Raw genomic sequence first — 21,093 nt, 5'->3', positions numbered from 1 at the left:
TCACCGAACACTGCCAGAATCCAAGCGCATGAAACTCGTCGACGAAGCAGAAATCACCGTCACCGCCGGAAACGGGGGCAATGGCTGCGTCGGCTTCCGACGCGAGAAATTCATCCCGCTCGGCGGCCCTGACGGCGGCGATGGCGGCGACGGCGGCAGCGTCTGGCTGGAGGCGTCGGAAAACCTCAACACGCTCGTCGACTTCCGCCACCAGCGCCAGTTTCGCGCCCAGCGCGGCGAGAACGGCATGGGCCAGCAGCGCTATGGCAAGGGTGGCGAGGACACCACCATCGTGGTGCCGGTCGGCACCGAGGTCATCAACGTCGGCACCGACGAGCTGATCGGCGACCTGACCCGCCACGGCGACCGCCTGCTGGTCGCCAAGGGCGGCAAGGGCGGCCTGGGCAACATGCACTTCAAGAGCTCGACCAACCGCACCCCGCGGCAGGCGCTGCCGGGGCTGCCGGGCGAGGAGCGCGCGCTGCGGCTGGAGCTCAAGCTGCTGGCGGACGTGGGCCTGCTCGGCTTCCCCAACGCGGGCAAGAGCACCTTCGTCCGCGCTGTCTCCGCGGCGACGCCCAAGGTCGCCGACTATCCGTTCACCACCCTGTATCCGAACCTGGGCGTGGTCAGCGTGGAGCCGGGGCGCAGCTTCGTGATCGCCGACATTCCCGGGCTGATCGAGGGCGCTGCCGATGGCGCCGGGCTCGGCAGCCTGTTCCTGCGCCACGTGCAGCGCACCCGGCTGCTGCTGCACCTGGTCGACATCGCGCCGATGGAGACCGGCGTGGAAGTCGAACCGGTCGAGCAGGTGCGCGCGATCGAGGCGGAGCTGCGCAAGTACGACCCCGCCATGCTGGAAAAGCCGCGCTGGCTGATCATCAACAAGGCCGACCTGATGTTCGAGGACGAAGCGCGGGCGAAGGCGGAGCATATCGTCGCCGGGCTGGGGTGGGAAGGTCCGTGGTTCCTGGTCTCGGCAATCGGGCGCGAGGGCACCTGGCCGATCATGCTGGAGGTGCAGGCATTCTTCGATCGCCTGCGCGCCGATGCGCTGGAAGCGGCCGCCCTGGATGCGCCCGTCGACGGGCTTTGACGCGATGCGGCGCAGTCGCGCATTCGCGGCCCCGGGCGTCGACGCGGCAGCCCCGCGTCCGCGCGGGACTGCGCTGACGGCAGGGGAGAAAACCACGCTGGTGGATGCCGGCACAACAAAAAACCCGGCCTGCGCCGGGTTTTTCGCGAAGCGCCGATCGATGCGATCAGGCGGCGGCCTGGATCGCCTTGATGCGCGCGGTGAGGCGGCTCTTGTGTCGGGCGGCCTTGTTCTTGTGGATCAGGCCGCGGGCGCTGAAGCGATCGAGGATCGGCTGCGCGACCTTGAATGCTTCCTGGGCGCCGGTGGCGTCGTTGGCGTCGAGCGCCTTGAGCACTTTCTTGACGGCGGTGCGCAGCATCGAACGCTGGCTGTTGTTGCGCAGGTTGCGCACGACGGCCTGCTTGGCGCGCTTCTTGGAGGACTTGATGTTGGCCACAATGAATTCCTGGATGGCCCGGACGTGCCGGGTTTGAGCTTAGGACGGGAAAACGAACGGGAAATTATGGGCAATCGGGCGACTTGCGTCAACATCCGCCAGTCCGGGGGCAGGCCGTGAGCGCCCCAGCCCGGGTCCCCGCTCCCGCCGCGCCGCGCCGCACCGGCCTGCTGCGCTCGACCGCGGTGTTCAGCGCGATGACCTTCATCTCGCGCATCTCGGGGCTGGTCCGCGACCAGGTCTACGCCGCGGTCTTCGGCGCGAGCCCCGCCATGGACGCCTTCGTGGTGGCGTTCCGGATCCCGAACTTCATGCGCCGGCTTTCGGCCGAGGGCTCGTTCTCGATGGCCTTCGTGCCGGTGCTTGCCGAATACAAGAACCGGCACGGCCACGACGCGGTCAAGGAGCTGGTGGACCGGGTCGCCGGCACGCTGACCGCGTTCCTGCTGGTACTGACCGCGGCGGCGGTCCTGCTGTCCCCCTGGATCATGCCGCTGTTCGCGCCGGGCTTCGGCGCCGATACGCAGCAGGGCCGGCTGGCCGCGGAGATGCTGCGGATCACCTTCCCGTACGCGCTGTTCATCTCGCTGGCATCGTTGGCCGGCGGCATCCTCAACAGCTACGACCGCTTCGCCATCCCGGCGCTGTCGCCGGTGCTGATGAACGTGTCGATGATCGCGGCCGCGCTGTGCGGGGCGCCGCTGCTGCAGTCGTGGGGCTACGACCCGGTGCTGGCGCTGGCCTGGGGCGTGTTCGTCGCGGGCGTGCTGCAACTGGGCTTCCAGCTGCCATCGCTGGCCAGGCTGGGGCTGCTGCCCCGGCCTCGCTGGGGGACGGCGCATGCCGGCGTGCGGCGGATCGTGAAACTGATGGTGCCGACCCTGTTCGGCGCGTCGGTGGCGCAGGTGAACCTCCTGCTGAACACCATTGTGGCCTCGTTCCTGATCGGCGGCAGCGTGACCTGGCTGTACTACACCGATCGCCTGCTGGAATTCCCGCTGGGCATGTTCGGCGTGGCCATCGGCACCGTGATCCTGCCGCACCTGTCGGGCCGCCACGCATCGACCGATCCCGAGGGCTTCTCGAAGGCGCTCGACTGGGGTTTCAGGCTGTGCCTGCTGATCGGCGTTCCGGCGTGCCTGGGCCTGATCCTGTGCGCGGAACCGCTGATCGCGACCCTGTTCCAGCATGGCAACTTCGATGCCCGCGACACCGCGATGGCGCGGCTGAGCCTGGTCGCGCAGGCCACCGCGGTGCCCGCGTTCCTGCTGGTCAAGGTGCTGGCGCCCGCGTTCTATTCGCGCCAGGACACCAAGACGCCGGTGAAGGCGGCCGTGGTTTCCGTCGCTGGCAACGCGCTGTTCACCGCGCTGCTGATGCTGGGCCTGCTGTTCCTCACGGAGTTGGGGCGCGGAGCGCTGGCGGCGAGCGGGGGCCGTCCTTTCGAGGCGCTGGGTCGGATCCCCGGCGCGCATGCCTGCCTGGCGCTGGCGATCGCGCTTGCCGGCTGGCTCAACGCGATCCAGCTGTGGTGGTACCTGCGGCGCGCCGCGGTCTACGCGGTGCAGCCGGGCTGGCGGCCCTTCCTGCGGCAGCTGGCGATTGCGGCCATCGCCCTGGTGGCGGCGGTGGCGGCCCTGCTGTGGCAGTGGCAGGACTGGACCACGTGGCCCTGGTGGGAGCGGATCTGGCGGCTGGGGGTGGTGGTCGGCGCCGGAGCATTCGCCTACGTGGCGGCACTGTGGCTGCAGGGCATCCGCCCGCGCCACCTGCGGCACTGACCGGGCCTGGGTTTGTTGCCCCGCAGCTATACTTTTCGGTTCCGGGCAGCGCGAATCCTCGCGGCGCAGGGTCTTTCATGACCTGGCGGCCCCACATCGAGACTCCATGAACCGGCTGTTCCGCGACGTCGAAGGCGGGCCCCTGTGCCCCCACGGCAGTGTGGTCTGCATCGGCGCCTTCGACGGCCTGCACCTGGGCCATCGCGCGCTGGTGCGCCATGCGGCCGGGCGCGCGCGCGCGCTGGAGCTGCCGATGGTCGCGCTGAGCTTCGAGCCGCTGCCGCGGGAGTTCTTCGCCCAGGGCGAGCCGCCGCCGCGACTGCAGCTGCCGCGTGCCAAGTTCGAGGGGCTGTGCGCGCTGGGCGCGGACCTGGTCGGGCTGCTGCGCTTCGATGCGCGGATGGTGGCGATGAGCGCCGAGGATTTCGTGCGCCAGGTCCTCGTGCGGCGGCTGGCTGCGTGCGAGGTGCATGTCGGCCCGGATTTCCGTTTCGGCCATGGGCGGGCGGGCGACCTGGCCATGCTGCAGCGCGAGGGCAAAGCGCATGGCTTCGTCGCCGACGCGATCGCACCGGTGCGGCTCGACGGCGAGCGCGTGTCCAGCACCCGCATCCGCGCCGCGCTCCAGGACGGGAGCTTCGACACCGCCACCCGCCTGCTGGGCGCGCCGTATGCGCTAGGCGGGCGCGTGGTGCGTGGCCGCCAGCTCGGCCGCACGCTGGGCTATCCGACGGCCAACCTGCGCTTCGACGACAAGCGGCCAGCGCTGTCGGGCATCTACGCCACCTGGGTGCACGGCGTCGGCGACCGCCCGTGGCCTTCGGTGGCGAGTTTCGGCACCCGGCCCACGGTTGGTGGCGTGGAGCCGCTGCTCGAAGCGCACCTGTTCGATTTCGACGGCGACCTGTACGGTCGGCGCATCGACGTCGAATTCGTCGCCAGGCTGCGGGACGAAGAAAAGTTCCCGGACCTGCCGGCCCTGGTGGCGCAGATGGATCGCGACGCGCAACTGGCGCGTCAACTGCTCGCTCCCGAGCAAGAGCCCGCACGTGCGACCGCGGGTTTTCCACGAGAAGCACTGAGACGATGAGCCCAGCGTGAGCGCAGACAAACCCATCAAGGCCGACAACCCGTACAAGGCGACGCTGCACCTGCCGGCGACCGATTTTCCGATGCGCGGCGACCTGCCCAAGCGCGAGCCGGAGACGCTGGCGCGCTGGGAGTCCGAAGGCCTGTACGCGCGCCTGCGCGAGAACGCCGAGGGCCGCGACCTGTTCGTGCTGCACGACGGTCCGCCGTACGCGAATGGCGCGATCCATCTCGGCCACGCGGTCAACAAGATCCTCAAGGACATCATCGTCAAGTCGAAGTACCTGACCGGCTTCGATGCCCCCTACATCCCCGGCTGGGATTGCCACGGCCTGCCGATCGAGATCGCGATCGAGAAGAAGTACGGCAAGGTCGGGGTGAAGCTGGACGCGGTCGAATTCCGGCAGAAGTGCCGCGAATACGCCAACGCGCAGATCGACGTGCAGCGCAGGGACTTCAAGCGCCTGGGCGTGATCGGCGACTGGGACCACCCGTACAAGACGCTCGACTTCAGGTTCGAAGCCGACGAGATGCGCGCGCTGGCCAAGGTCATCGACAACGGCCACCTGGTGCGCGGCGTGAAGCCGGTGTACTGGTGCTTCGACTGCGGCTCGGCACTCGCCGAGGCCGAGATCGAATACCACGACAAGGTCTCGCCCGCCGTCGACGTGGCATACGTCGCGCGCGACGCGAAGACGCTGGCGCGTCGGTTCGGCAGCGACCTGCCGGCAGGCACCGAGCTTGCCGTGCCGATCTGGACGACGACGCCCTGGACCCTTCCGGCATCGCTGGCGGTGTCGCTGGGCGCCGAGTTGGAATACGCACTGGTCGAAGGCCCCGCGCACGACGGCCGGCGTCGCTGGCTGGTGCTGGCCGAAGGGCTGGTCGACAAGGCGCTGCAGCGTTACGGGATCGACGAAGCGGTCGTGCACGGTCGCGCCTCAGGCGCCGCGCTGGAAGGCCAGCTGCTGGCGCATCCGTTCTACGACGATCGTGACATCCCGCTGATCCTCGCCGACCACGTCTCGGCCGAGGACGGCACCGGCGCCGTGCACACCGCGCCCGGGCACGGACAGGAAGACTTTGTCGCCGGGCAGAAGTACGGACTGGTCGAGAAGTACAGCGCGGCCCAGCTCAACCCGGTCGACGGACGCGGCGTCTACCTGCCCTCGACGCCGCCGGCAAACGGGGTCGAACTCGCCGGGCTGCACATCTGGAAGGCCAACGACGCCATCGTCGAGCTGTTGCGGGGCAGCGGAGCGCTGCTCGCGTTCGCGAAGATCGAACACAGCTACCCGCACTGCTGGCGGCACAAGACGCCGGTGGCGTTCCGCGCCACGCCGCAGTGGTTCATCTCGATGGAGCAGGCGAACCTGCGTCGCGACGCGCTGGAGGCGATCAAGGGCGTCACGTGGTACCCCGCGTGGGGAGAGGCGCGCATCGCCGGCATGATCGAGGGGCGCCCGGACTGGACGATCTCGCGCCAGCGCACCTGGGGCGTGCCGATCGCGCTGTTCGTGCATCGCGAGAGCGGCGAGCCGCATCCGCGCAGCACCGAGATCATGCGCGCGGTGGCCGATCGCGTGGAACGCGAAGGCGTCGACGTCTGGTATTCGCTCGACCCGGCCGAGCTGCTGGGCGACGAGGCGCAGCATTACGACCGCATCACCGACATCCTCGACGTCTGGTTCGATTCCGGCGTCACCCACGAAGCGATGCTGCTCGAGCGCGGCCTGGGCAAGCCGGCAGACCTGTACCTCGAGGGCTCCGACCAGCATCGTGGCTGGTTCCAATCGTCGCTGCTGACCGGCGTGGCGATCGACAAGGCGGCGCCGTACCGGCAGTGCCTGACGCACGGGTTCACCGTCGACGAGCACGGCCGCAAGATGTCCAAGTCGCTGGGCAACGGCATCGAGCCGCAGGACATCATGAAGACGCTGGGCGCGGACATCCTGCGCCTGTGGATCGCATCAAGCGACTACAGCAACGAGATGTCGCTGTCGCAGGAAATCCTCAAGCGCAACGCCGATGCCTACCGCCGCATCCGCAACACCGCGCGCTTCCTGCTCGGCAACCTGCACGGCTTCGATCCCGACACGCACCTGCGCCCGCTGGACGACATGGTCGCGCTGGACCGCTGGATCGTGCATCGCGCGTTCGAGGTCCAGCAGAAGATCGTCGAGGCCTATGCGCGCTACGATTTCGCCGAGATCGTGCAGGCGCTGCTGAACTTCTGCAGCGTCGACCTCGGGTCCCTGTACCTCGACGTCACCAAGGACCGTCTGTACACGATGGCCGAGGATTCTCACGGGCGTCGCAGCGCGCAAAGCGCGATGTACCGCATCGCCGAAGCCTTCGTGCGCTGGATCGCGCCGGTGCTCAGCTTCACCGCCGACGAGATGTGGGGCTACCTGCCCGGGTCGGTCGACGGCGCCACGCGCAAGGACTACGTGCTGTTCGCGACCTGGTACGACGGCCTCGCGCCGATGGGCGAGGACGCGACGCCGTCGGCGAAGGAATTCGACGCGCTGCTGGCGCTGCGCGAGCAGGTGTCCAAGGTGCTCGAGCCGATGCGTGCGAGCGGGACCATCGGCGCGGCGCTGGAAGCGGAAATCGACCTGAAGTGCGGCGTCTCCGACCAGAACTGGCTTGCCCCGCTGGTCGACGAGCTGCGTTTCCTGCTGATCAGCGGCGACGTGTCCCTGGTCGCCGACGGTGACGCCCACGAGATCACCGTGTCCGCGCGCCGCACCGGGAAAGCCAAGTGCGTGCGCTGCTGGCACCACCGCGACGATGTCGGCACCGATGCCGCGCATCCGCAGCTGTGCGGCCGCTGCGTTTCCAACATCGAGGGGCCGGGTGAAGAGCGGCGGTGGTTCTGAGGCGCCTTCGCCGTCATCCCCGCCGACGCTGCGGCTGACGGTCCCGAGGCCTGGAGGCCGCTAACATTCGAATCCCATCGCCGCATCACAGCCACGAAGCGAGCCCAATGCAGAACCCGAAACCCAACGCACTGACCTGGCTGCTGCTGTCGGTGGTCGTCATCGTCCTCGACCAGTGGACCAAGGCATGGGTGCTGTCCAGCCTGCCCGAGTACACGCCGGTCCCGGTCATCGACGGCTTCTGGAACTGGTACCGCACCTACAACACCGGCGCGGCGTTCAGCTTCCTGTCCGACGCCGGCGGCTGGCAGACCTGGCTGTTCTCGGCGTTGGCCGTCGGCATCAGCGGCCTGCTGGCCTTCTGGCTGTCGCGCACGCCGCGCGGCGACTGGCGCACGGCGCTTCCGTTCGCGCTGGTGGTGGGCGGCGCCATCGGCAACGTGATCGACCGCATCGTCCATGGCCACGTCATCGATTTCGTGCAGTGGTACTGGGGCGACCACTACTGGCCAGCGTTCAACATCGCCGACTCGGCGATCGTGGCCGGGGCGCTCGGCATTGCGCTGTTCGGGCTGTTCCAGCGCAAGCCGACGCCCGGCAGCTGATCCGCCCGTTTCCCGCACGGGACGCTCAGGATTGCCCGGATCGCGGCTTTTGGCCGCCCGTCTCCGGTAAAATCGGCTTCATGGATATCGTCCTCGCCAATCCCCGCGGCTTCTGCGCCGGTGTCGATCGCGCGATCGAGATCGTCAAGCGCGCGATCGAAACGCTGGGTGCGCCGATCTACGTGCGCCACGAGGTGGTACACAACCGCTACGTGGTCGATGACCTCAAGCAGCGCGGCGCGATCTTCGTCGAAGAGCTGCACGAAGTACCGGACAACGCGACCGTGATCTTCAGCGCCCACGGCGTTTCGCAGGCCGTGCGCACCGAAGCGGGAAGGCGCGGACTCAAGGTGTTCGACGCGACCTGCCCGCTGGTGACCAAGGTGCATTTCGAAGTCGCGCGCCACTGCCGCGCCGGTCGCGACGTGGTGCTCATCGGCCATGCCGGCCACCCCGAGGTGGAAGGCACGATGGGTCAGTGGGACCGCGAATGCGGCACCGGCCGCATCTACCTGGTCGAGGACGTCGAAGACGTGTCGGCGCTGGAAGTCGACCAGCCGGCCAACCTGGCCTACACCACCCAGACCACGCTGTCGGTCGACGACACCCGCGGCGTGATCGAGGCGCTGCGCGATCGCTACCCGGCGATCCAGGGGCCGAAGAACGACGACATCTGCTACGCGACCCAGAACCGCCAGGACGCGGTGCGCGACCTCGCCGCGCAATGCGACCTGGTGCTAGTGGTCGGTTCGCCCAACAGCTCCAATTCCAACCGCCTGCGCGAACTGGCCGAACGCGAGGGCGTCGAGGCGTACCTGATCGACGGCGCGGACGAGATCGACCCGCAGTGGGTGGAAGGCCGCCGCCACATCGGGGTCACCGCCGGCGCCTCGGCCCCTGATGTGCTGGTGCGGGGGGTGATCGAGCGCCTGCAGGCGCTTGGCGCCTCCGCCGGCCTGCGCGAGCTCTCGGGCGAGCCCGAAAACATGGTCTTCGCGCTTCCCAAGGAATTGCGCTTGCAACTGGTCGATTGACCCTGCCTGTGTTGAAACCTAGAATCCACAGCCCGCAGCCGCCACGGTCGCGGCCGCTACAACGCCGGAATAGCTCAGTTGGTAGAGCGGCGCATTCGTAATGCGTAGGTCGTAGGTTCGATTCCTATTTCCGGCACCATCTTCAACGCCGTATCGAGTAAGCCCATGGACCCGATCGCACTGGAAGACCTCGCCCTGCTCGAGGTGCTGCAACGGGTGGACCAGTGCCTGCCGCTGGAGTCCGGCGACACCCGGATCCACCAGCGCCTGACCGACAGCGGGCTGGTCACCATGGAAACCGATCCCCCGCAGCTGACCACGGCCGGCATCGAGCTGTGCAAGTCGCTGCAGCACCGGGTTGCCGCCGATGCGCAGGCGGCGAAGATCATCGAACAGCGCGAGGCAGAAGGCCCCTCGACCTGACGGACTGCACCGCTGGCCGGCAGGCCAGGGGACGACAGGCTTCGGAAGACAGCGTTGGTGGCGCGGCCCGCTTGGCGGATCCCGCTGCTACAGGCCGGAAATTTCCAGCGCCGGCTTCAGGCGCTCGGCCAGGCGCAATGCCAGCGCGACGATGGTCAGGGTCGGGAACGCCCATCCGCCGGTCGGGAACACCGAGCTTCCCGCCACATGCAGGTTCTGGATGCCGTGCACGCGGCAATGGCGGTCGACGACGCCTTCCCGGGCGTTGTCTGCCATCCGCGTGGTTCCGATGTGGTGCGCGGTGCTGTGGAACGCGGGCAGTACCGACCGGTCGGTCAACCACGCGGCGGGTTCGAAGCGCGCCCGGCAGTGGCGTGCGAGCTGCTGGCCGAACACGGCGGAGCTGACGCGGTACGAGTCCAGGTCCAGCGGCGTGGGCCGCCAGTCGACCTCGATGCTGCGCTGGCCGAGCGGATCGAGGCGGCTGCCCAGGCGAACGCGGCTGTCGGGATTGGGCGCCTGCTCGAAGTAGGCCATCACGTCCACGCGTTCGCTGCCCACGCTCGGGCGGCCACACATGCGCCTGACCGCAGCCTTGGCGACGTCGGCACCGTGGAGCGCCACGCGTAGTGCCAACCGGCCTCGCGGCTCCGTGCCCGGAGCGGCCGGCGTCGCTGGTGCGGGAATGCCGTGGTTCAGGCCGGCCATCACATCGCGGTCCACGTCGGTTTCGCGGGACGGCGCCGGGGCGCGAAGCGATGCGCGCAGGTCGCGCAGCGCCTGCACGCCGGGTGGAGTGGGCCGAGCCACCGGATACGGCCGGGCGCGCCCGTTCAGCACCCCCAGGCGCCGTTGTGCGTCGTCCGACAGGCTGATCTCCGCGTGCGTGCGCGTCGTGGACGGCTTGCCTTCGCGCGTGTAACGGCGCAGCACGCGATCGGCCGGGCCGGCGACCAGGCTGCCCGCGACGCAGCGCGGATGGTCCATGAAATAACGTCCCACCAGGCCGTGCTCGTTGCCCAGGCCTGCGGGCGCGGCGGCGTCGGAAAGCAGCAGCAGGCGCGGGTTCTCCAGGCCTCCGGCCGCCAGCACGTAGTGCCGTGCATGGACCCGGCCGTAGCGTCCGTCGATGTTGCCGATGCGCGCGGATTCGATCCGGCCGTCGTTCGCGTCGTGGACCAGCTCCAGCAGGTTGGCGTGCAGCAGCAGCTCGACGTTGGACGACTGCGCGAGCATGTCCCGGTAGGTGTCGCCGAAGAACACCGGACTCTGGCTATAGAGCCGATCGACGAGCAGGCCCGGATCCAGGCCTGTTCGCCTGCGCCCGCCGTTGGCCGGATGGACCTGGCCGGGGGCCTCGTCCTCGATCGCGCAAAGTCCCAGGGCGAGCTGGCAGTAGCGTTCAAGTTCCTCGTAATCGATCGGCCAGCCGCTGTGCGGTACCCAGGCACGTGGTTCCACGTCCAGCCTGCTGAGCGGCATGCAGCCGCCGCCCCAGAGCCGGCAACTGCCACCAAAGGCGCGCAGCCGGGTGCGCGCGGGGTCCAGGTGGATCGGGCCGACCGAGGTGCCTTCGTTGAGCGCCTGGCTGCGGCGTTCGGTCTCCAGCCCGCCGCTCTCCAGCAGCAGCACGCGGCAGCGGGAGCCGACGAAGGCCATGGCGATGGCGATGCCCGCCGGCCCGGCGCCGATGATGCACAGGTCGGCGTGGTGGTGGTCGTCGCAGGATTGATCGAGGTAGTCGCGGATCAATGCAGGGTCCTTCCGTCCGGCGCCCTGGATGCTGTCGGCGCAACCAAGCAGGACAACGCCGGGAATCGCATCGGGCGGCCATCGTGGTTGGGCGCCGGCCACGCCCGGCCCCGTACAGACTTGATGCCTACTACTGTGCTTGCCATGGTATGCGACGCTATGTACTGTGCTCGAACAGTGAGGGCGCCACATGACGCAGGGGCAGGCAAAGGGCATCGGGCTGGTCGAGCTCCGGCGCGGCGTGCTGGTGCTGGCCGTGCTCAGCCAGCTGCGCGAACGCCAGTACGGCTACTCGCTGCGGCAGGCCCTGGTCGACGGCGGCATGCCGGTGGAGGAGGGCACGCTGTATCCGCTGCTGCGGCGGCTCGAAGCCCAAGGGCTGCTGACCAGCGAGTGGGACACGGCCACCGCACCGCCGCGACGCTACTACCGGCTCAACGCCGAGGGGAGCGATGCCCTGGCCGAACTCGCCAAGGCCTGGCGCGCCCAGGTCGAAGCCATCCACGGATTCCTTGGAGACGCCTGATGAACGCGCATGACGCGATCGAATTCTATGTGGGCGATGTCGCGCGGTTTTTGCCCCGGGACAAGCGCAACGATGTCGCGCTGGAGTCGTGTTCGTCCTGATCGGCTGTGCGCGGCGGCGGCCCGCGGGCACTTTCGCCTGGCGTCCGCACGCCCAGGACAAGCCGGCGCGCGGCGGGCGCTGGCTTGCCCTGCTGGCGGCCGCGGGCCTGTGCGTGTTCCCGCTGGCGATGTACCTCTCGCCCCAAGGGTTCTGGGACGCGGCCACGTTGGGCAAGGGCGTGCCCGGAGGCCTGCAGCTGACCGATGGCTTCCTCGACAGCTGGCAGCCCGTGGCCACGCTCTGCTGGCTCGCGGTGGTGATCGCCAATTATCTGGTGGTCGCGGCGCAGGACGGGTGGCGACGCTGGAATCGCCGGTTGGGCATCATCGGCCATGTCGGCCTGGGAATGATGCTGCTCACCCACGCCGCGCCGATGACCGCATTTCTCGATCCGCAACCGTTCGCCATCTTCGTCGCCGCGGGCGCGGATGCGATTGCCCGGCCGTGGTTAGGCCTGGCCGGCGCGATCACCTTCCTGTGCGGGCTGTACGACATCTGCCAGGAGTGGGCGCGCGTCGAACCCGCGCCGGCTCGGCGGTCTCCCCGGGTGCGACGGTCGCGGGCTAGAGTGTGGGCATGAAGACAGCGGGCAAGACAGCCAAGGCAAAAGTCGCGTACGTCTGCAGCGAGTGCGGCGGCGAACACAACAAGTGGCAGGGCCAGTGCGGCGAATGCGGCGCATGGAATTCCCTGTCGGAAATCGTGCTGGAATCGGCTGCCGCGGCGAAATCTCCGGCATCGCGCCGCAGCGGCTGGGCGGGCAAGGTCGACGCGCCGCAGGTGACGGCGCTCAAGGACGTGCGCCACCAAGAAGATGCGCGCGTCTCCACTGGCATCGGCGAGTTCGACCGCGTGCTCGGCGGCGGCCTGGTCGAGGGCGCGGTGGTGCTGGTCGGCGGCGATCCGGGCATCGGCAAATCCACGCTGCTGCTGCAGGCGGTCACGCAGATGGCGGCGACGCTGCCCGGGCTGTACGTCACCGGCGAGGAGTCGCTGGCGCAGGTCGCCGGCCGCGCCTCGCGGCTGGGGCTGCCGCTGGAGGGCGTCAACGCGCTGGCCGAAACCGGCGTCGAACGCATCCTCGAACACGCCGTGGCGCTGCAGCCGAAACTGATCATCGCCGACTCGATCCAGACCCTGTGGACCGAATCGCTGACCGCCGCGCCCGGCTCGGTCAGCCAGGTGCGCGAATCCGCCGCGCGCCTGGTGCGCTACGCCAAGGAAACCGGCGCCGCGGTGTTCCTGGTCGGCCACGTCACCAAGGAAGGCGGCATCGCCGGCCCGCGCGTGCTCGAGCACATGGTCGATGCGGTGCTGTATTTCGAAGGCGACAGCGGCAGCCGCTTCCGCGTGCTGCGCGCTTTCAAAAACCGGTTCGGCGCGGTCAACGAACTGGGCGTGTTCGCGATGGGCGAGAAGGGCCTGAAGGAAGTGCCGAACCCCTCGGCGATCTTCCTGTCCGGCGGCAGCACCCAGCAGCCCGGCAGCTGCGTGATGGTCACGCGCGAAGGCACGCGGCCGCTGCTGGTGGAAGTGCAGGCGCTGGTCGATGCGTCGCCGCTGTCGAACCCGCGCCGCGTCGCGGTCGGGCTCGAACAGAACCGGCTGGCCATGCTGCTGGCGGTGCTGCACCGCCATGGCGGCGTCGTGGTGGGCGACCAGGATGTGTTCGTCAACGTCGTTGGCGGCATCCGCGTGCAGGAGACCGCCGCCGATCTCCCCGTTCTGCTCGCCGTGCTGTCATCGCTGCGCGACCAGCCGCTGGCCGACAAGACCGTCGTCTTCGGCGAAGTTGGGCTGAGCGGCGAGATCCGACCGATTCCCAACGGCGAGGAACGCCTGAAGGAAGCGGCCACGCACGGTTTCAAGCGCGCGATCGTGCCGAAGGCCAACGCGCCGAAGGGCGGCAGCTACAAGGGCATGGAAGTGGTCGCGGTCGAGCGCCTTGCCGACGCGCTCGAAGCCGCCTGAGATCTCGCGCACTGCTCTTGTGGGAGCGGCTTCAGCCGCGAGCTTTTGCTTCCGAAGCAAGAGCTCGCGGCTGAAGCCGCTCCCACGAAGGCGAGGGCATGATCGTCATCCCTCGTGCGCTTGCCGAAGTCTACGGGCCGCGTGTGTGAAAAGCCGCTGCCACGCGGGCCCCCGATCAATGCCCGCCCGCCGCCGCTCCGCCCCCCATCTTCGCCGCGAACGGCGGCTTGGCGAGCCAGACGAACGCGATCACCCCGATGAACAGGATGCCGAGCAGGTGGAAGATCTCGTTGAATCCGATCTGCGCCGCCTGCTGGAAGATCATGTGGTCGAGTACCAGGGCGCCGCGCTGCACGTCGCCCTGGCCGAGCGCCTCGACGGTGTGGCGCATCGCGGGATCGGCCGCCGGAACGTGTTCGGTGAGCTGCGCATGGTGGATGACGGTGCGCTGATTCCAGGCCCAGGTCGTCAGCGACGCGGCGAAGCTGCCGCCGAGCGTGCGGAAGAACGTCGCCACGCCGGAGCCCGATGCGATTTCGTGCGGCTCGAGGTCCGACAGCAGGATCGTCAGCACCGGCATGAAGAACAGGGCCACGCCCAGGCCCATCCACAGCTGCACCATCGCCACGCGCTGGAAGTCGACGTCGAGATTGAACCCGGCGCGCGCAAAGCTGGTCGCAGCCATCGCGATGAACGCCAGGCTTGCGACGACGCGCAGGTCGAAGCGCCCGGCGTACTTGCCCACGAACGGCGTCAGCAGCACTGGCAGCACGCCGATCGGCGCGGTCGCCAGGCCCGCCCAGATGGGCGTGTAGCCGAGGTTGCGCTGCAGCCATAACGGGATGATCAGCGCCACCGCGAAGAACGCGGCGTAGGCCAGCACCAGCGCGATCGTGCCGCTGGCGAAGTTGCGATGCCGGAACAGCCGCAGGTCGACGATCGGGTCCTTGTCGGTGAGCTCCCAGATGAAGAACACCGCCAGCGCGATCACCGCGACGATCGCCAGCACCACGATCCGGGTGGAATTGAACCAGTCCTCGTCGTTGCCCAGGTCGAGCAGGACCTGCAGCGCGCCGACGCCGACCACCAGCGTCGCCAGGCCGACGTAGTCCATCCGCGGCTTGTCGAGCTTTTCCGGGCGCCCGCGCAGCTGCCTGGCGACCACGAAGCTGACGAAGATGCCGATCGGCACGTTGATGAAGAAGATCCATTCCCAGCTGTAGTTGTCGGTGATCCAGCCGCCCAGGATCGGGCCCGCGATCGGCGCGACCACGGTGACCATCGCCAGCAGCGCGATCGCCTGCCCGCGCTTGGCCGGCGGGTAGATCGAGATCATCAGCGCCTGCGCCACCGGATACATGGGGCCGGCGACGAACCCCTGCAGCGCGCGCGCCGCGACCAGCATGCCCATGGAGTTGGCCAGGCCGCACAGCAGCGAGGCGATCGCGAAGGCAAACGTGGCCCAGACGAACAGCCTGCGCTCGCCGAAACGGCGGGTCAGGAACCCCGTCAGCGGCAGCGCGATCGCGTTGCTGACCGCGAACGAGGTGATCACCCACACGGCCTGGTTGGCGCTGGCGCCGAGGTTGCCGGAGATCGTGGGCAGCGAGACGTTGGCGATGGTGATGTCCAGCACCTGCATGAACATCGCCAGCGCGATGCCGATCGTCGCCAGCGCCATGTTCGGCGGGCGGAAGGGTTGGGCCGGATCGCGCGCGGACGGCAGGGCGCCGTCAGCCTGGTCGACGGTCGTGGACATGGCCGTGGATCAGTTGCGCGCGCGTTGCGGCAGGTTCTGTTCGATGATGCGCGTGATCAGCGCATTGGCATCGCCAAGCTGGCTGGCGTAGGCCTGGGTGCTCAGCAGGGGCTTCGAATCCTTGCGCGCCTTGGCCATCACCGCGCCGTCCTGGTCGCGGATCGACACGTCCACGCCCATGCTCAGCCCGAGCCGCAGCGGATGCTCGGCCAGCTGCTTCGGGTCGAGGTCGATCCGAACCGGCACGCGCTGCACGATCTTGATCCAGTTGCCGCTCGCGTTCTGCGCCGGCAGCAGCGAGAACGCGCTACCCGTGCCCATGCCGAGGCTGGCGACCTTGCCGTCGTAGCTGACGTCGCGGCCGTAGAGGTCGGCATGCACCTCGACCGGCTGGCCGATGCGCATGCCGGTCAGCTGGGTTTCCTTGAAGTTCGCTTCCACCCACATCTCGTCGGTCGGCACGATGGTCATCAGCGTGGTGCCCGGCTGCACGCGCTGGCCGAGTTGCACGCTGCGCTGCGCGACGTAGCCGGAAACGGGCGCGACGATCGCCGTGCGCTGCAGGTTGAGGTACGCCTGGCGCAGCTGCGCGGCCGCCGCCTGCACCTGCGGCTGGCCCTGTACGGTCGTGGCGTCGACCAGGGCGCTGCTGCGCGCGAGCTGGCCGTGCGAAGCCGACAGCGCGGCCTCGGCCGCCGCGAGCATGTCGCGTGCGTGCGCGAGTTCCTCGCGCGACACCGCGCCGGTCGCGACCAGCCCCTCGCGGCGCTTCACGTCGGCGCGCGCCTGCGACACCGCCACCTGGCGCGCCTTGATGTCGGCCTGGCCGGCGTCGACGCTGCTGTACAGGCCGCGGACCTGGCGCACCGTGCCGGCGAGGTTGGCGACGGCCTGGTCGTAGGCGACCTGCGCGTCGTTGGGGTCGAGCTCCACCAGCGGCTGGCCGGCTTCGACCTTCATGCCCTCGTCGGCGTCGATGCTGACCACCGTGCCCATCGTCTGCGGCACGATGCTGACCACGTTGCCCTGCACGTAGGCGTCGTCGGTGTCCTGGTGCCAGCGCGCGACCAGCAGGTAGTACGCCAGCCAGGCGATGCCGGCCAGGACCACGATCGCGGCCAGAATCAGCAGGGCGCGCTTGCGCTTGCCGTTCTTCGGCGCGGGCGGGGCGGGGAGCGTGGCGGCTTGCGGATTGATTTCGGAGGTCATGGCGTGGGGGCCCCGGCGAGGTCTGGACTGGAGTGGGATTCGGACGCGGCTTCGGGACCGACAGGCGCAACGCCGCCGCCGAGCGCGCGGTCGAGGTCGACCGTGGCCACGTAGCGCTGCGCGCGCAGCGAGGCGAGCTGCTGTTCGAGCTGCAGCAGCGGGCGCTGCGCGGACAGCACGTCGAGCTGCGTGCCCAGGCCGGCCCGGTAGCGCGCGTCGGCCAGTTGCAGCGCCGCCTGCGCGGCGTCGCGCGCCTGCGTCGCCGAGGCGATCTGCGCGTCGAGCGAACGCGCGGCCTGCACAGCGTCGGTAACTTCATGCAGCGCGCCGACCAGCGCCTGGTTGTAGCTGGCGACTGCAAGATCGTAGTCGGCGTCGGACTTCGCCAGCTGGCTGCGCAGCGCGCCGCCGTCGAAGATCGGCAGGCTGATCGCCGGACCGCCGAAGCCCAGCAGCGCGTCGCCGCTGAACAGCTCGGACAAGCCAGAGGAAGCCAGTCCGACCAGCGCATTGAGGTTGATGCTGGGCTTGAATGCGGCCTTGCTCGCGTCGATGCCGCGGCTCGCTGCTTCCACCCGCCAGCGAGCGGCCACGACGTCGGCCCGATGGCCCAGCAGCTCGCTGGGCAGCACCCCCGGCACGTTCGGCGAGGGCGCGTCGAGCAGATGTGGCCGGGTGATGTCCAGGCCGCGATCCGGGCCCTTGCCGAGCAACGCGGCGAGGGCGTTGCGCAGTGCTTCGATCTGCTGCTGCGCGGACTGCGCCTGCTGCCGCGCCGTGGCGATCGTGCTTTCGGACTGGCGCAGCTGCAGCTGGTTGTCGAGGCCGGCCTCCACCCGCTGGCCGGCGAGGTCGCGCAGGTGCGAGGCGCGCGCCTGTTCGCGTTCCGCAACGTCGAGCATCTCGTAGGCCTGGGCGAGCGCGATGTAGCCGCGGGCGACGTTCGACGAGAGCGTCAGCCGCGCGGCTTGCGCATCGACCTGCGCCGCGCGCGCCTGGCCGACAGCCGCTTCGTATTTCGCGCGCTTCCCGCCCCACAGGTCGGGCGACCACTTGAAGTCGAGCATCAGCACGGTGCTGGCGTTCACGTCGCCGCCCAGCGGCTCCGGCGCCAGCGTTTCGGGCAGGCGCACCAGGGATTCGCGCGCGCTGGCCCCGAGCGTCGGCCGGCGCGCAGCGTCGGCCAGCCCGGCCTGCGCCGATGCCTGGCGAACGCGGGCATCGGCGACCGCGAGCGAAGGGCTGTCACGCAGCGCTTCGTCGATCAGTGCGTCGAGTTGCGGATCGCCGAGCGTGGTCCACCAGTCGCGCGCCGGGAAGGCGGCATCGCTGAGCGCCGGGGTGCCCAGGCTGCGGCTGGCGGCGAGCGAATCGGCTTCGATCGCGCGCCCTTCCGGCGCGAGCCCGCGGGTACTCGCGCAGCCGGCCAGCACCAGCAGGACAGCCGCAGCGCCGGAAACGGAAAGCACGAAGGGCAGCCCGCGGGGCGGGCGCTGGCGTTGGACGGCCATGGGTCAGGATTCCGTGGAAGTGAGGTTGTCGCGCGCGCGTTCGAGCAGCTGCGTCAGTAGGCTGCGTTCCTGCTCGCTCATGCCGTGGAGCGCGCGCTCGCGCACGCGTTCGCCGCACTTGTTGATGTCCTGCCAGATCGCCAGCCCGGACTCGGTCAGGTGGATGTTGAGTGCCCGGCGGTCGGCAGGATCCGCCGTGCGGGCCACCAGGCCCTTGGCGACGAGGCGGTCGAGCAGGCGCGTCATCGCCCCGGGATGGACCTCGGCGGCGCGCGCCAGGTCGGTGACGCCGGCCGAGCCGATGGCCAGCTTCTTCAGCGTGATGTACTGGCTGAAGGTCAGGTCGTGGCCCAGGTCGGCCAGCTCCACCTTCATGCGCGCCCACATGGCGTCGCGCAGCTGGCGGAAGAGCAGGCCGAGGCTGGCGCCGCTATCCTGGAAGGTGGGGGTGTTCATGAGGGGCGGCATTTTCCTGTCGCCTGCAATAGTTGTCAATGCAACTATTGTCCCATCAATGGAATTGCGAATCCCGGTTTCGGGCGAATCTGCCCCGGTCGCAGACTCAGCCGGCGCGGTGCAGCACCAGCTCCAGCACGAACTTGCTGCCGAAGAACGCCAGCACCAGCAGCGCCATGGCGGCCAGCGTCCAGCGCACCGCGATGCCGCCGCGCCAGCCGTAGCGCCAGCGGCCGAGCAGCAGCGCGCCGAATGCCAGCCACGACAGCACGCTCAGCACGGTCTTGTGCACCAGGTGCTGCGCGAACAGGTCGTCGACGAACAGCACGCCGGTGAGCAGGGTTGCGGTCAGCATCACGAAGCCCGCGCCGATCGTGCGGAACAGCAGCGTTTCCAGCTCCGTCAACGGCGGCAGCACGCGCAGCCAGGCGTGGAAGTCGCGCCGGCGCAGCGCGCGCTCCTGCAGCCAGAGCATGACCGCCAGCAGCGCGGCCACCGCCAGGGTGGCGTAGGCGAGCACGGCCGCCCATGCGTGCATCTGCAGGCGCGCGTCCAGTCCTTCGGCGAGGTGGTGACCATAGCCGGCGTAGCCGCCCAGCGTGGCCGCGGCGATCGGAAACACCACCACGCCCAATGTCGCCATTCGCCCGCGCGCGCCGACCAGCAGGGTCAGCATCGCCATGCCGAGCCCGACCAGCGACAGCGCAGAGAAGAAATGCAGATCGGTGCCGCCGGCGCCCCGCCAGACGATGGCGTGGTAGCCGGCATGCAGCACGACGGCGGCCAGCGCAGGGAACAACCAGGTGCGTGCGTGGCGTCGCGGTTCGCGCATCAATCCGACCACCAGCGTGACTGCGGCCAGCAGGTACAGGACGATGGCGATGAGAACGATTGTCATCGAAGAAGTGTCGCACGATCCGCGCCTGCCCTGCGAAGGTCGGACAGGTCGGGGGGGTGGGGGCGGGTGCCGGCATGGCTTCAGGAAGAAGGCCGCCCGGCGTTCCGGCTCGATCTTCCTCCCAGGCTCGGCTGCCTTCGCAGGGAGAGGGCAAAGCTATAATCGCCGCTCTTTTTCATCCGCGGCTGTCCTCATGTTCGAATCACTGACCCAGCGCCTGTCCGGCACCATCGAGCGCCTGCGCGGCCGTGGCCGGCTCACCGAGTCCAACATCAGCGAAGCGCTGCGCGAGGTGCGGATCGCGCTGCTCGAAGCCGACGTCGCGCTGCCGGTGGTGCAGGCGGTGATCCAGCGCATCAAGGTGCGCGCGGTGGGTCAGGAGGTGCTGAAGTCGCTGACTCCGGGCCAGGCGCTGATCAAGGTCGTGCGCGACGAACTGACCCTGGTGATGGGCGCGGCGGCGAGCGACCTCAACCTCAACGTGCCGGCGCCGGCGGTGATCCTGATGGCCGGCCTGCAGGGCGCGGGCAAGACCACCACCGTGGCCAAGCTTGCCAAGCACCTGAAGGAGAAGCGCAAGAAGAAGGTGATGGTGGTCAGCGCCGACGTTTACCGGCCCGCCGCGATCGAGCAGCTGAAGACGCTCGCCCAGCAGGTCGACGTGCTGTTCTTCCCGTCCACCGCCGACCAGAAGCCCGAAGCGATCGTGCGCGCCGCCATCGACGACGCGCGCAAGTCGTACGCCGACGTGCTGATCGTCGACACCGCCGGCCGCCTCGCGATCGACGAGGCGATGATGGCCGAGATCAAGGCGCTGCACGGCGCGGTGAACCCCGCCGAAACCCTGTTCGTGGTCGATTCGATGACCGGCCAGGACGCGGCCGTCACCGCCAAGGCGTTCGGCGAGGCGCTGCCGCTGACCGGCGTGGTGCTGACCAAGACCGACGGCGACGCCCGCGGCGGCGCCGCGCTTTCAGTGCGCTACGTCACCGGCAAGCCGATCAAGTTCATCGGCACCGGCGAGAAGGTCGACGGGCTGGACGTGTTCCACCCCGACCGCATCGCCAGCCGCATCCTGGACATGGGCGACGTGCTGTCGCTGGTCGAGCAGGTCGAGCAGCAGGTCGACCAGGACAAGGCGCAGAAGCTGGCCGAGAAGGTCGCCAAGGGCCGCAAGTTCGACCTCAACGACATGCGCGACCAGCTCGAGCAGATGCAGAACATGGGCGGCCTGTCGGGACTGATGGACAAGCTGCCGGGCGTGGGCAAGATCCCCGACCACGTCAAGGCGCAGGTCACCGGCAAGGAAGTGCCGCGGATGGTGGCGATCATCAATTCGATGACGAAGAAGGAGCGTCGCAACCCGACGCTGCTCAACGGTTCGCGCCGCTCCCGCATCGCCAAGGGCGCCGGGCTCAGCCCCGCCGACGTCAACAAGCTGATGAAGCAGTACCAGCAGATGGAAAAGATGATGGGCAAGCTGGGCCGCGGCGGCATGAAGGGCATGATGCGCGGCATGAAAGGGATGATGGGCGGCGGCGGGATGCCGTTCCGCTGAGA

General features: G+C 69.1%; 18 protein-coding genes and 1 tRNA gene. 12 read left to right on the top strand and 7 right to left on the bottom strand.

The genetic code is table 11. The features are described from left to right. Nucleotides 1-28 precede the first annotated feature (28 nt). Nucleotides 29-1,096, top strand: coding sequence for a GTPase ObgE (gene obgE, locus ACFOM9_RS14130; protein WP_386712178.1), 1,068 nt, complete (start codon nucleotides 29-31; stop codon nucleotides 1,094-1,096). A 166-nt stretch (nucleotides 1,097-1,262) separates the two neighbouring features. Here obgE and rpsT read toward each other — a convergent pair whose 3' ends face one another. Then, the gene (rpsT, locus tag ACFOM9_RS14125; protein ID WP_386712176.1) at nucleotides 1,263-1,535 is read right to left on the bottom strand and encodes a 30S ribosomal protein S20; all 273 of its coding nucleotides are present in this window, start codon (nucleotides 1,533-1,535) and stop codon (nucleotides 1,263-1,265) included. 116 nt (nucleotides 1,536-1,651) lie between these two features. On the opposite strand from rpsT, the gene murJ reads away from it, so the two are divergent. From murJ to ACFOM9_RS14090, 7 genes are all read left to right on the top strand, one after another. Beyond that, nucleotides 1,652-3,316: a murein biosynthesis integral membrane protein MurJ gene (gene murJ / locus ACFOM9_RS14120; protein ID WP_386712173.1), complete on the top strand. Its 1,665-nt coding sequence runs from the start codon at nucleotides 1,652-1,654 to the stop codon at nucleotides 3,314-3,316. A gap of 106 nt (nucleotides 3,317-3,422) precedes the next feature. Further along, nucleotides 3,423-4,406: a bifunctional riboflavin kinase/FAD synthetase gene (locus ACFOM9_RS14115; protein WP_386712170.1), complete on the top strand. Its 984-nt coding sequence runs from the start codon at nucleotides 3,423-3,425 to the stop codon at nucleotides 4,404-4,406. A gap of 82 nt (nucleotides 4,407-4,488) precedes the next feature. Continuing rightward, nucleotides 4,489-7,287: an isoleucine--tRNA ligase gene (gene ileS, locus ACFOM9_RS14110; protein ID WP_386712286.1), complete on the top strand. Its 2,799-nt coding sequence runs from the start codon at nucleotides 4,489-4,491 to the stop codon at nucleotides 7,285-7,287. 107 nt (nucleotides 7,288-7,394) lie between these two features. Next, nucleotides 7,395-7,892, top strand: coding sequence for a signal peptidase II (gene lspA, locus ACFOM9_RS14105; RefSeq protein WP_386712167.1), 498 nt, complete (start codon nucleotides 7,395-7,397; stop codon nucleotides 7,890-7,892). Between the two features lie 80 nt (nucleotides 7,893-7,972). Further along, nucleotides 7,973-8,926 (top strand): 4-hydroxy-3-methylbut-2-enyl diphosphate reductase, encoded by a 954-nt coding sequence (gene ispH / locus ACFOM9_RS14100; RefSeq protein ID WP_386712164.1) that lies wholly within the window; start codon nucleotides 7,973-7,975, stop codon nucleotides 8,924-8,926. Nucleotides 8,927-8,989: 63 nt separating this feature from the next. Beyond that, nucleotides 8,990-9,065, top strand: a tRNA-Thr gene (locus tag ACFOM9_RS14095). A 26-nt stretch (nucleotides 9,066-9,091) separates the two neighbouring features. Continuing rightward, nucleotides 9,092-9,349: a hypothetical protein gene (locus ACFOM9_RS14090; protein ID WP_386712161.1), complete on the top strand. Its 258-nt coding sequence runs from the start codon at nucleotides 9,092-9,094 to the stop codon at nucleotides 9,347-9,349. 87 nt (nucleotides 9,350-9,436) lie between these two features. Here the strand turns inward: ACFOM9_RS14090 and ACFOM9_RS14085 are convergent, their stop codons facing one another. After that, nucleotides 9,437-11,101 carry a GMC oxidoreductase gene (locus tag ACFOM9_RS14085; protein ID WP_386712159.1) on the bottom strand — a complete coding sequence of 555 codons (1,665 nt, stop codon included), beginning with the start codon at nucleotides 11,099-11,101 and terminating at the stop codon, nucleotides 9,437-9,439. Nucleotides 11,102-11,291: 190 nt separating this feature from the next. Between ACFOM9_RS14085 and ACFOM9_RS14080 the strand changes: the two genes are divergently transcribed. From ACFOM9_RS14080 to radA, 3 genes are all read left to right on the top strand, one after another. Continuing rightward, nucleotides 11,292-11,627, top strand: a complete 336-nt coding sequence (locus tag ACFOM9_RS14080; RefSeq protein WP_386712156.1) for a PadR family transcriptional regulator — start codon at nucleotides 11,292-11,294, stop codon at nucleotides 11,625-11,627. 88 nt (nucleotides 11,628-11,715) lie between these two features. Then, entirely contained in the window at nucleotides 11,716-12,309 is a 594-nt protein-coding gene (locus tag ACFOM9_RS14075; RefSeq protein WP_386712153.1) for a hypothetical protein, read from the top strand. Beyond that, a complete protein-coding gene (gene radA / locus ACFOM9_RS14070; protein ID WP_386712150.1) occupies nucleotides 12,306-13,700 on the top strand; it encodes a DNA repair protein RadA in 1,395 nt (464 codons plus the stop codon). Before ACFOM9_RS14075 ends, radA begins: the two co-directional genes overlap by 4 nt. A 175-nt stretch (nucleotides 13,701-13,875) precedes the next feature. Here the strand turns inward: radA and ACFOM9_RS14065 are convergent, their stop codons facing one another. From ACFOM9_RS14065 to ACFOM9_RS14045, 5 genes are all read right to left on the bottom strand, one after another. Then, the gene (locus ACFOM9_RS14065; protein ID WP_386712148.1) at nucleotides 13,876-15,459 is read right to left on the bottom strand and encodes a DHA2 family efflux MFS transporter permease subunit; all 1,584 of its coding nucleotides are present in this window, start codon (nucleotides 15,457-15,459) and stop codon (nucleotides 13,876-13,878) included. Nucleotides 15,460-15,468: 9 nt separating this feature from the next. Further along, the gene (locus tag ACFOM9_RS14060) at nucleotides 15,469-16,668 is read right to left on the bottom strand and encodes an HlyD family secretion protein (RefSeq protein ID WP_386712145.1); all 1,200 of its coding nucleotides are present in this window, start codon (nucleotides 16,666-16,668) and stop codon (nucleotides 15,469-15,471) included. Continuing rightward, nucleotides 16,665-18,179 (bottom strand): efflux transporter outer membrane subunit, encoded by a 1,515-nt coding sequence (locus ACFOM9_RS14055; RefSeq protein WP_386712142.1) that lies wholly within the window; start codon nucleotides 18,177-18,179, stop codon nucleotides 16,665-16,667. The genes ACFOM9_RS14060 and ACFOM9_RS14055 overlap by 4 nt, the downstream gene beginning before the upstream one ends. A gap of 3 nt (nucleotides 18,180-18,182) precedes the next feature. Continuing rightward, nucleotides 18,183-18,635, bottom strand: coding sequence for a MarR family winged helix-turn-helix transcriptional regulator (locus tag ACFOM9_RS14050; RefSeq protein WP_386712140.1), 453 nt, complete (start codon nucleotides 18,633-18,635; stop codon nucleotides 18,183-18,185). Nucleotides 18,636-18,741: 106 nt separating this feature from the next. After that, nucleotides 18,742-19,533: a cytochrome C assembly family protein gene (locus ACFOM9_RS14045; protein WP_386712137.1), complete on the bottom strand. Its 792-nt coding sequence runs from the start codon at nucleotides 19,531-19,533 to the stop codon at nucleotides 18,742-18,744. Nucleotides 19,534-19,726: 193 nt separating this feature from the next. Here ACFOM9_RS14045 and ffh point away from each other — a divergent pair, with 193 nt between their 5' ends. After that, nucleotides 19,727-21,091, top strand: coding sequence for a signal recognition particle protein (ffh, locus tag ACFOM9_RS14040; RefSeq protein WP_386712134.1), 1,365 nt, complete (start codon nucleotides 19,727-19,729; stop codon nucleotides 21,089-21,091). The last annotated feature ends 2 nt before the right edge of the window (nucleotides 21,092-21,093 follow it).

Source organism: Luteimonas notoginsengisoli, from assembly GCF_042648885.1.
Classification (GTDB): domain Bacteria; phylum Pseudomonadota; class Gammaproteobacteria; order Xanthomonadales; family Xanthomonadaceae; genus Luteimonas; species Luteimonas notoginsengisoli.
The sequence above is the reverse complement of the archived record's forward strand: the minus strand, read 5'-3'. Positions and strand labels throughout refer to the sequence as shown.

Coding starts and splice junctions, on each gene's coding strand:
- ileS (WP_386712286.1), top strand. CDS start 4,489: ATGCGCGGCGACCTGCCCAAGCGCGAGCCGGAGACGCTGGCGCGCTGG.
- ffh (WP_386712134.1), top strand. CDS start 19,727: ATGTTCGAATCACTGACCCAGCGCCTGTCCGGCACCATCGAGCGCCTG.
- radA (WP_386712150.1), top strand. CDS start 12,306: ATGAAGACAGCGGGCAAGACAGCCAAGGCAAAAGTCGCGTACGTCTGC.
- ispH (WP_386712164.1), top strand. CDS start 7,973: ATGGATATCGTCCTCGCCAATCCCCGCGGCTTCTGCGCCGGTGTCGAT.
- ACFOM9_RS14055 (WP_386712142.1), bottom strand. CDS start 18,179: ATGGCCGTCCAACGCCAGCGCCCGCCCCGCGGGCTGCCCTTCGTGCTT.
- ACFOM9_RS14065 (WP_386712148.1), bottom strand. CDS start 15,459: ATGTCCACGACCGTCGACCAGGCTGACGGCGCCCTGCCGTCCGCGCGC.
- ACFOM9_RS14060 (WP_386712145.1), bottom strand. CDS start 16,668: ATGACCTCCGAAATCAATCCGCAAGCCGCCACGCTCCCCGCCCCGCCC.
- obgE (WP_386712178.1), top strand. CDS start 29: ATGAAACTCGTCGACGAAGCAGAAATCACCGTCACCGCCGGAAACGGG.
- ACFOM9_RS14090 (WP_386712161.1), top strand. CDS start 9,092: ATGGACCCGATCGCACTGGAAGACCTCGCCCTGCTCGAGGTGCTGCAA.
- ACFOM9_RS14045 (WP_386712137.1), bottom strand. CDS start 19,533: ATGACAATCGTTCTCATCGCCATCGTCCTGTACCTGCTGGCCGCAGTC.
- ACFOM9_RS14050 (WP_386712140.1), bottom strand. CDS start 18,635: ATGAACACCCCCACCTTCCAGGATAGCGGCGCCAGCCTCGGCCTGCTC.
- ACFOM9_RS14080 (WP_386712156.1), top strand. CDS start 11,292: ATGACGCAGGGGCAGGCAAAGGGCATCGGGCTGGTCGAGCTCCGGCGC.
- ACFOM9_RS14115 (WP_386712170.1), top strand. CDS start 3,423: ATGAACCGGCTGTTCCGCGACGTCGAAGGCGGGCCCCTGTGCCCCCAC.
- lspA (WP_386712167.1), top strand. CDS start 7,395: ATGCAGAACCCGAAACCCAACGCACTGACCTGGCTGCTGCTGTCGGTG.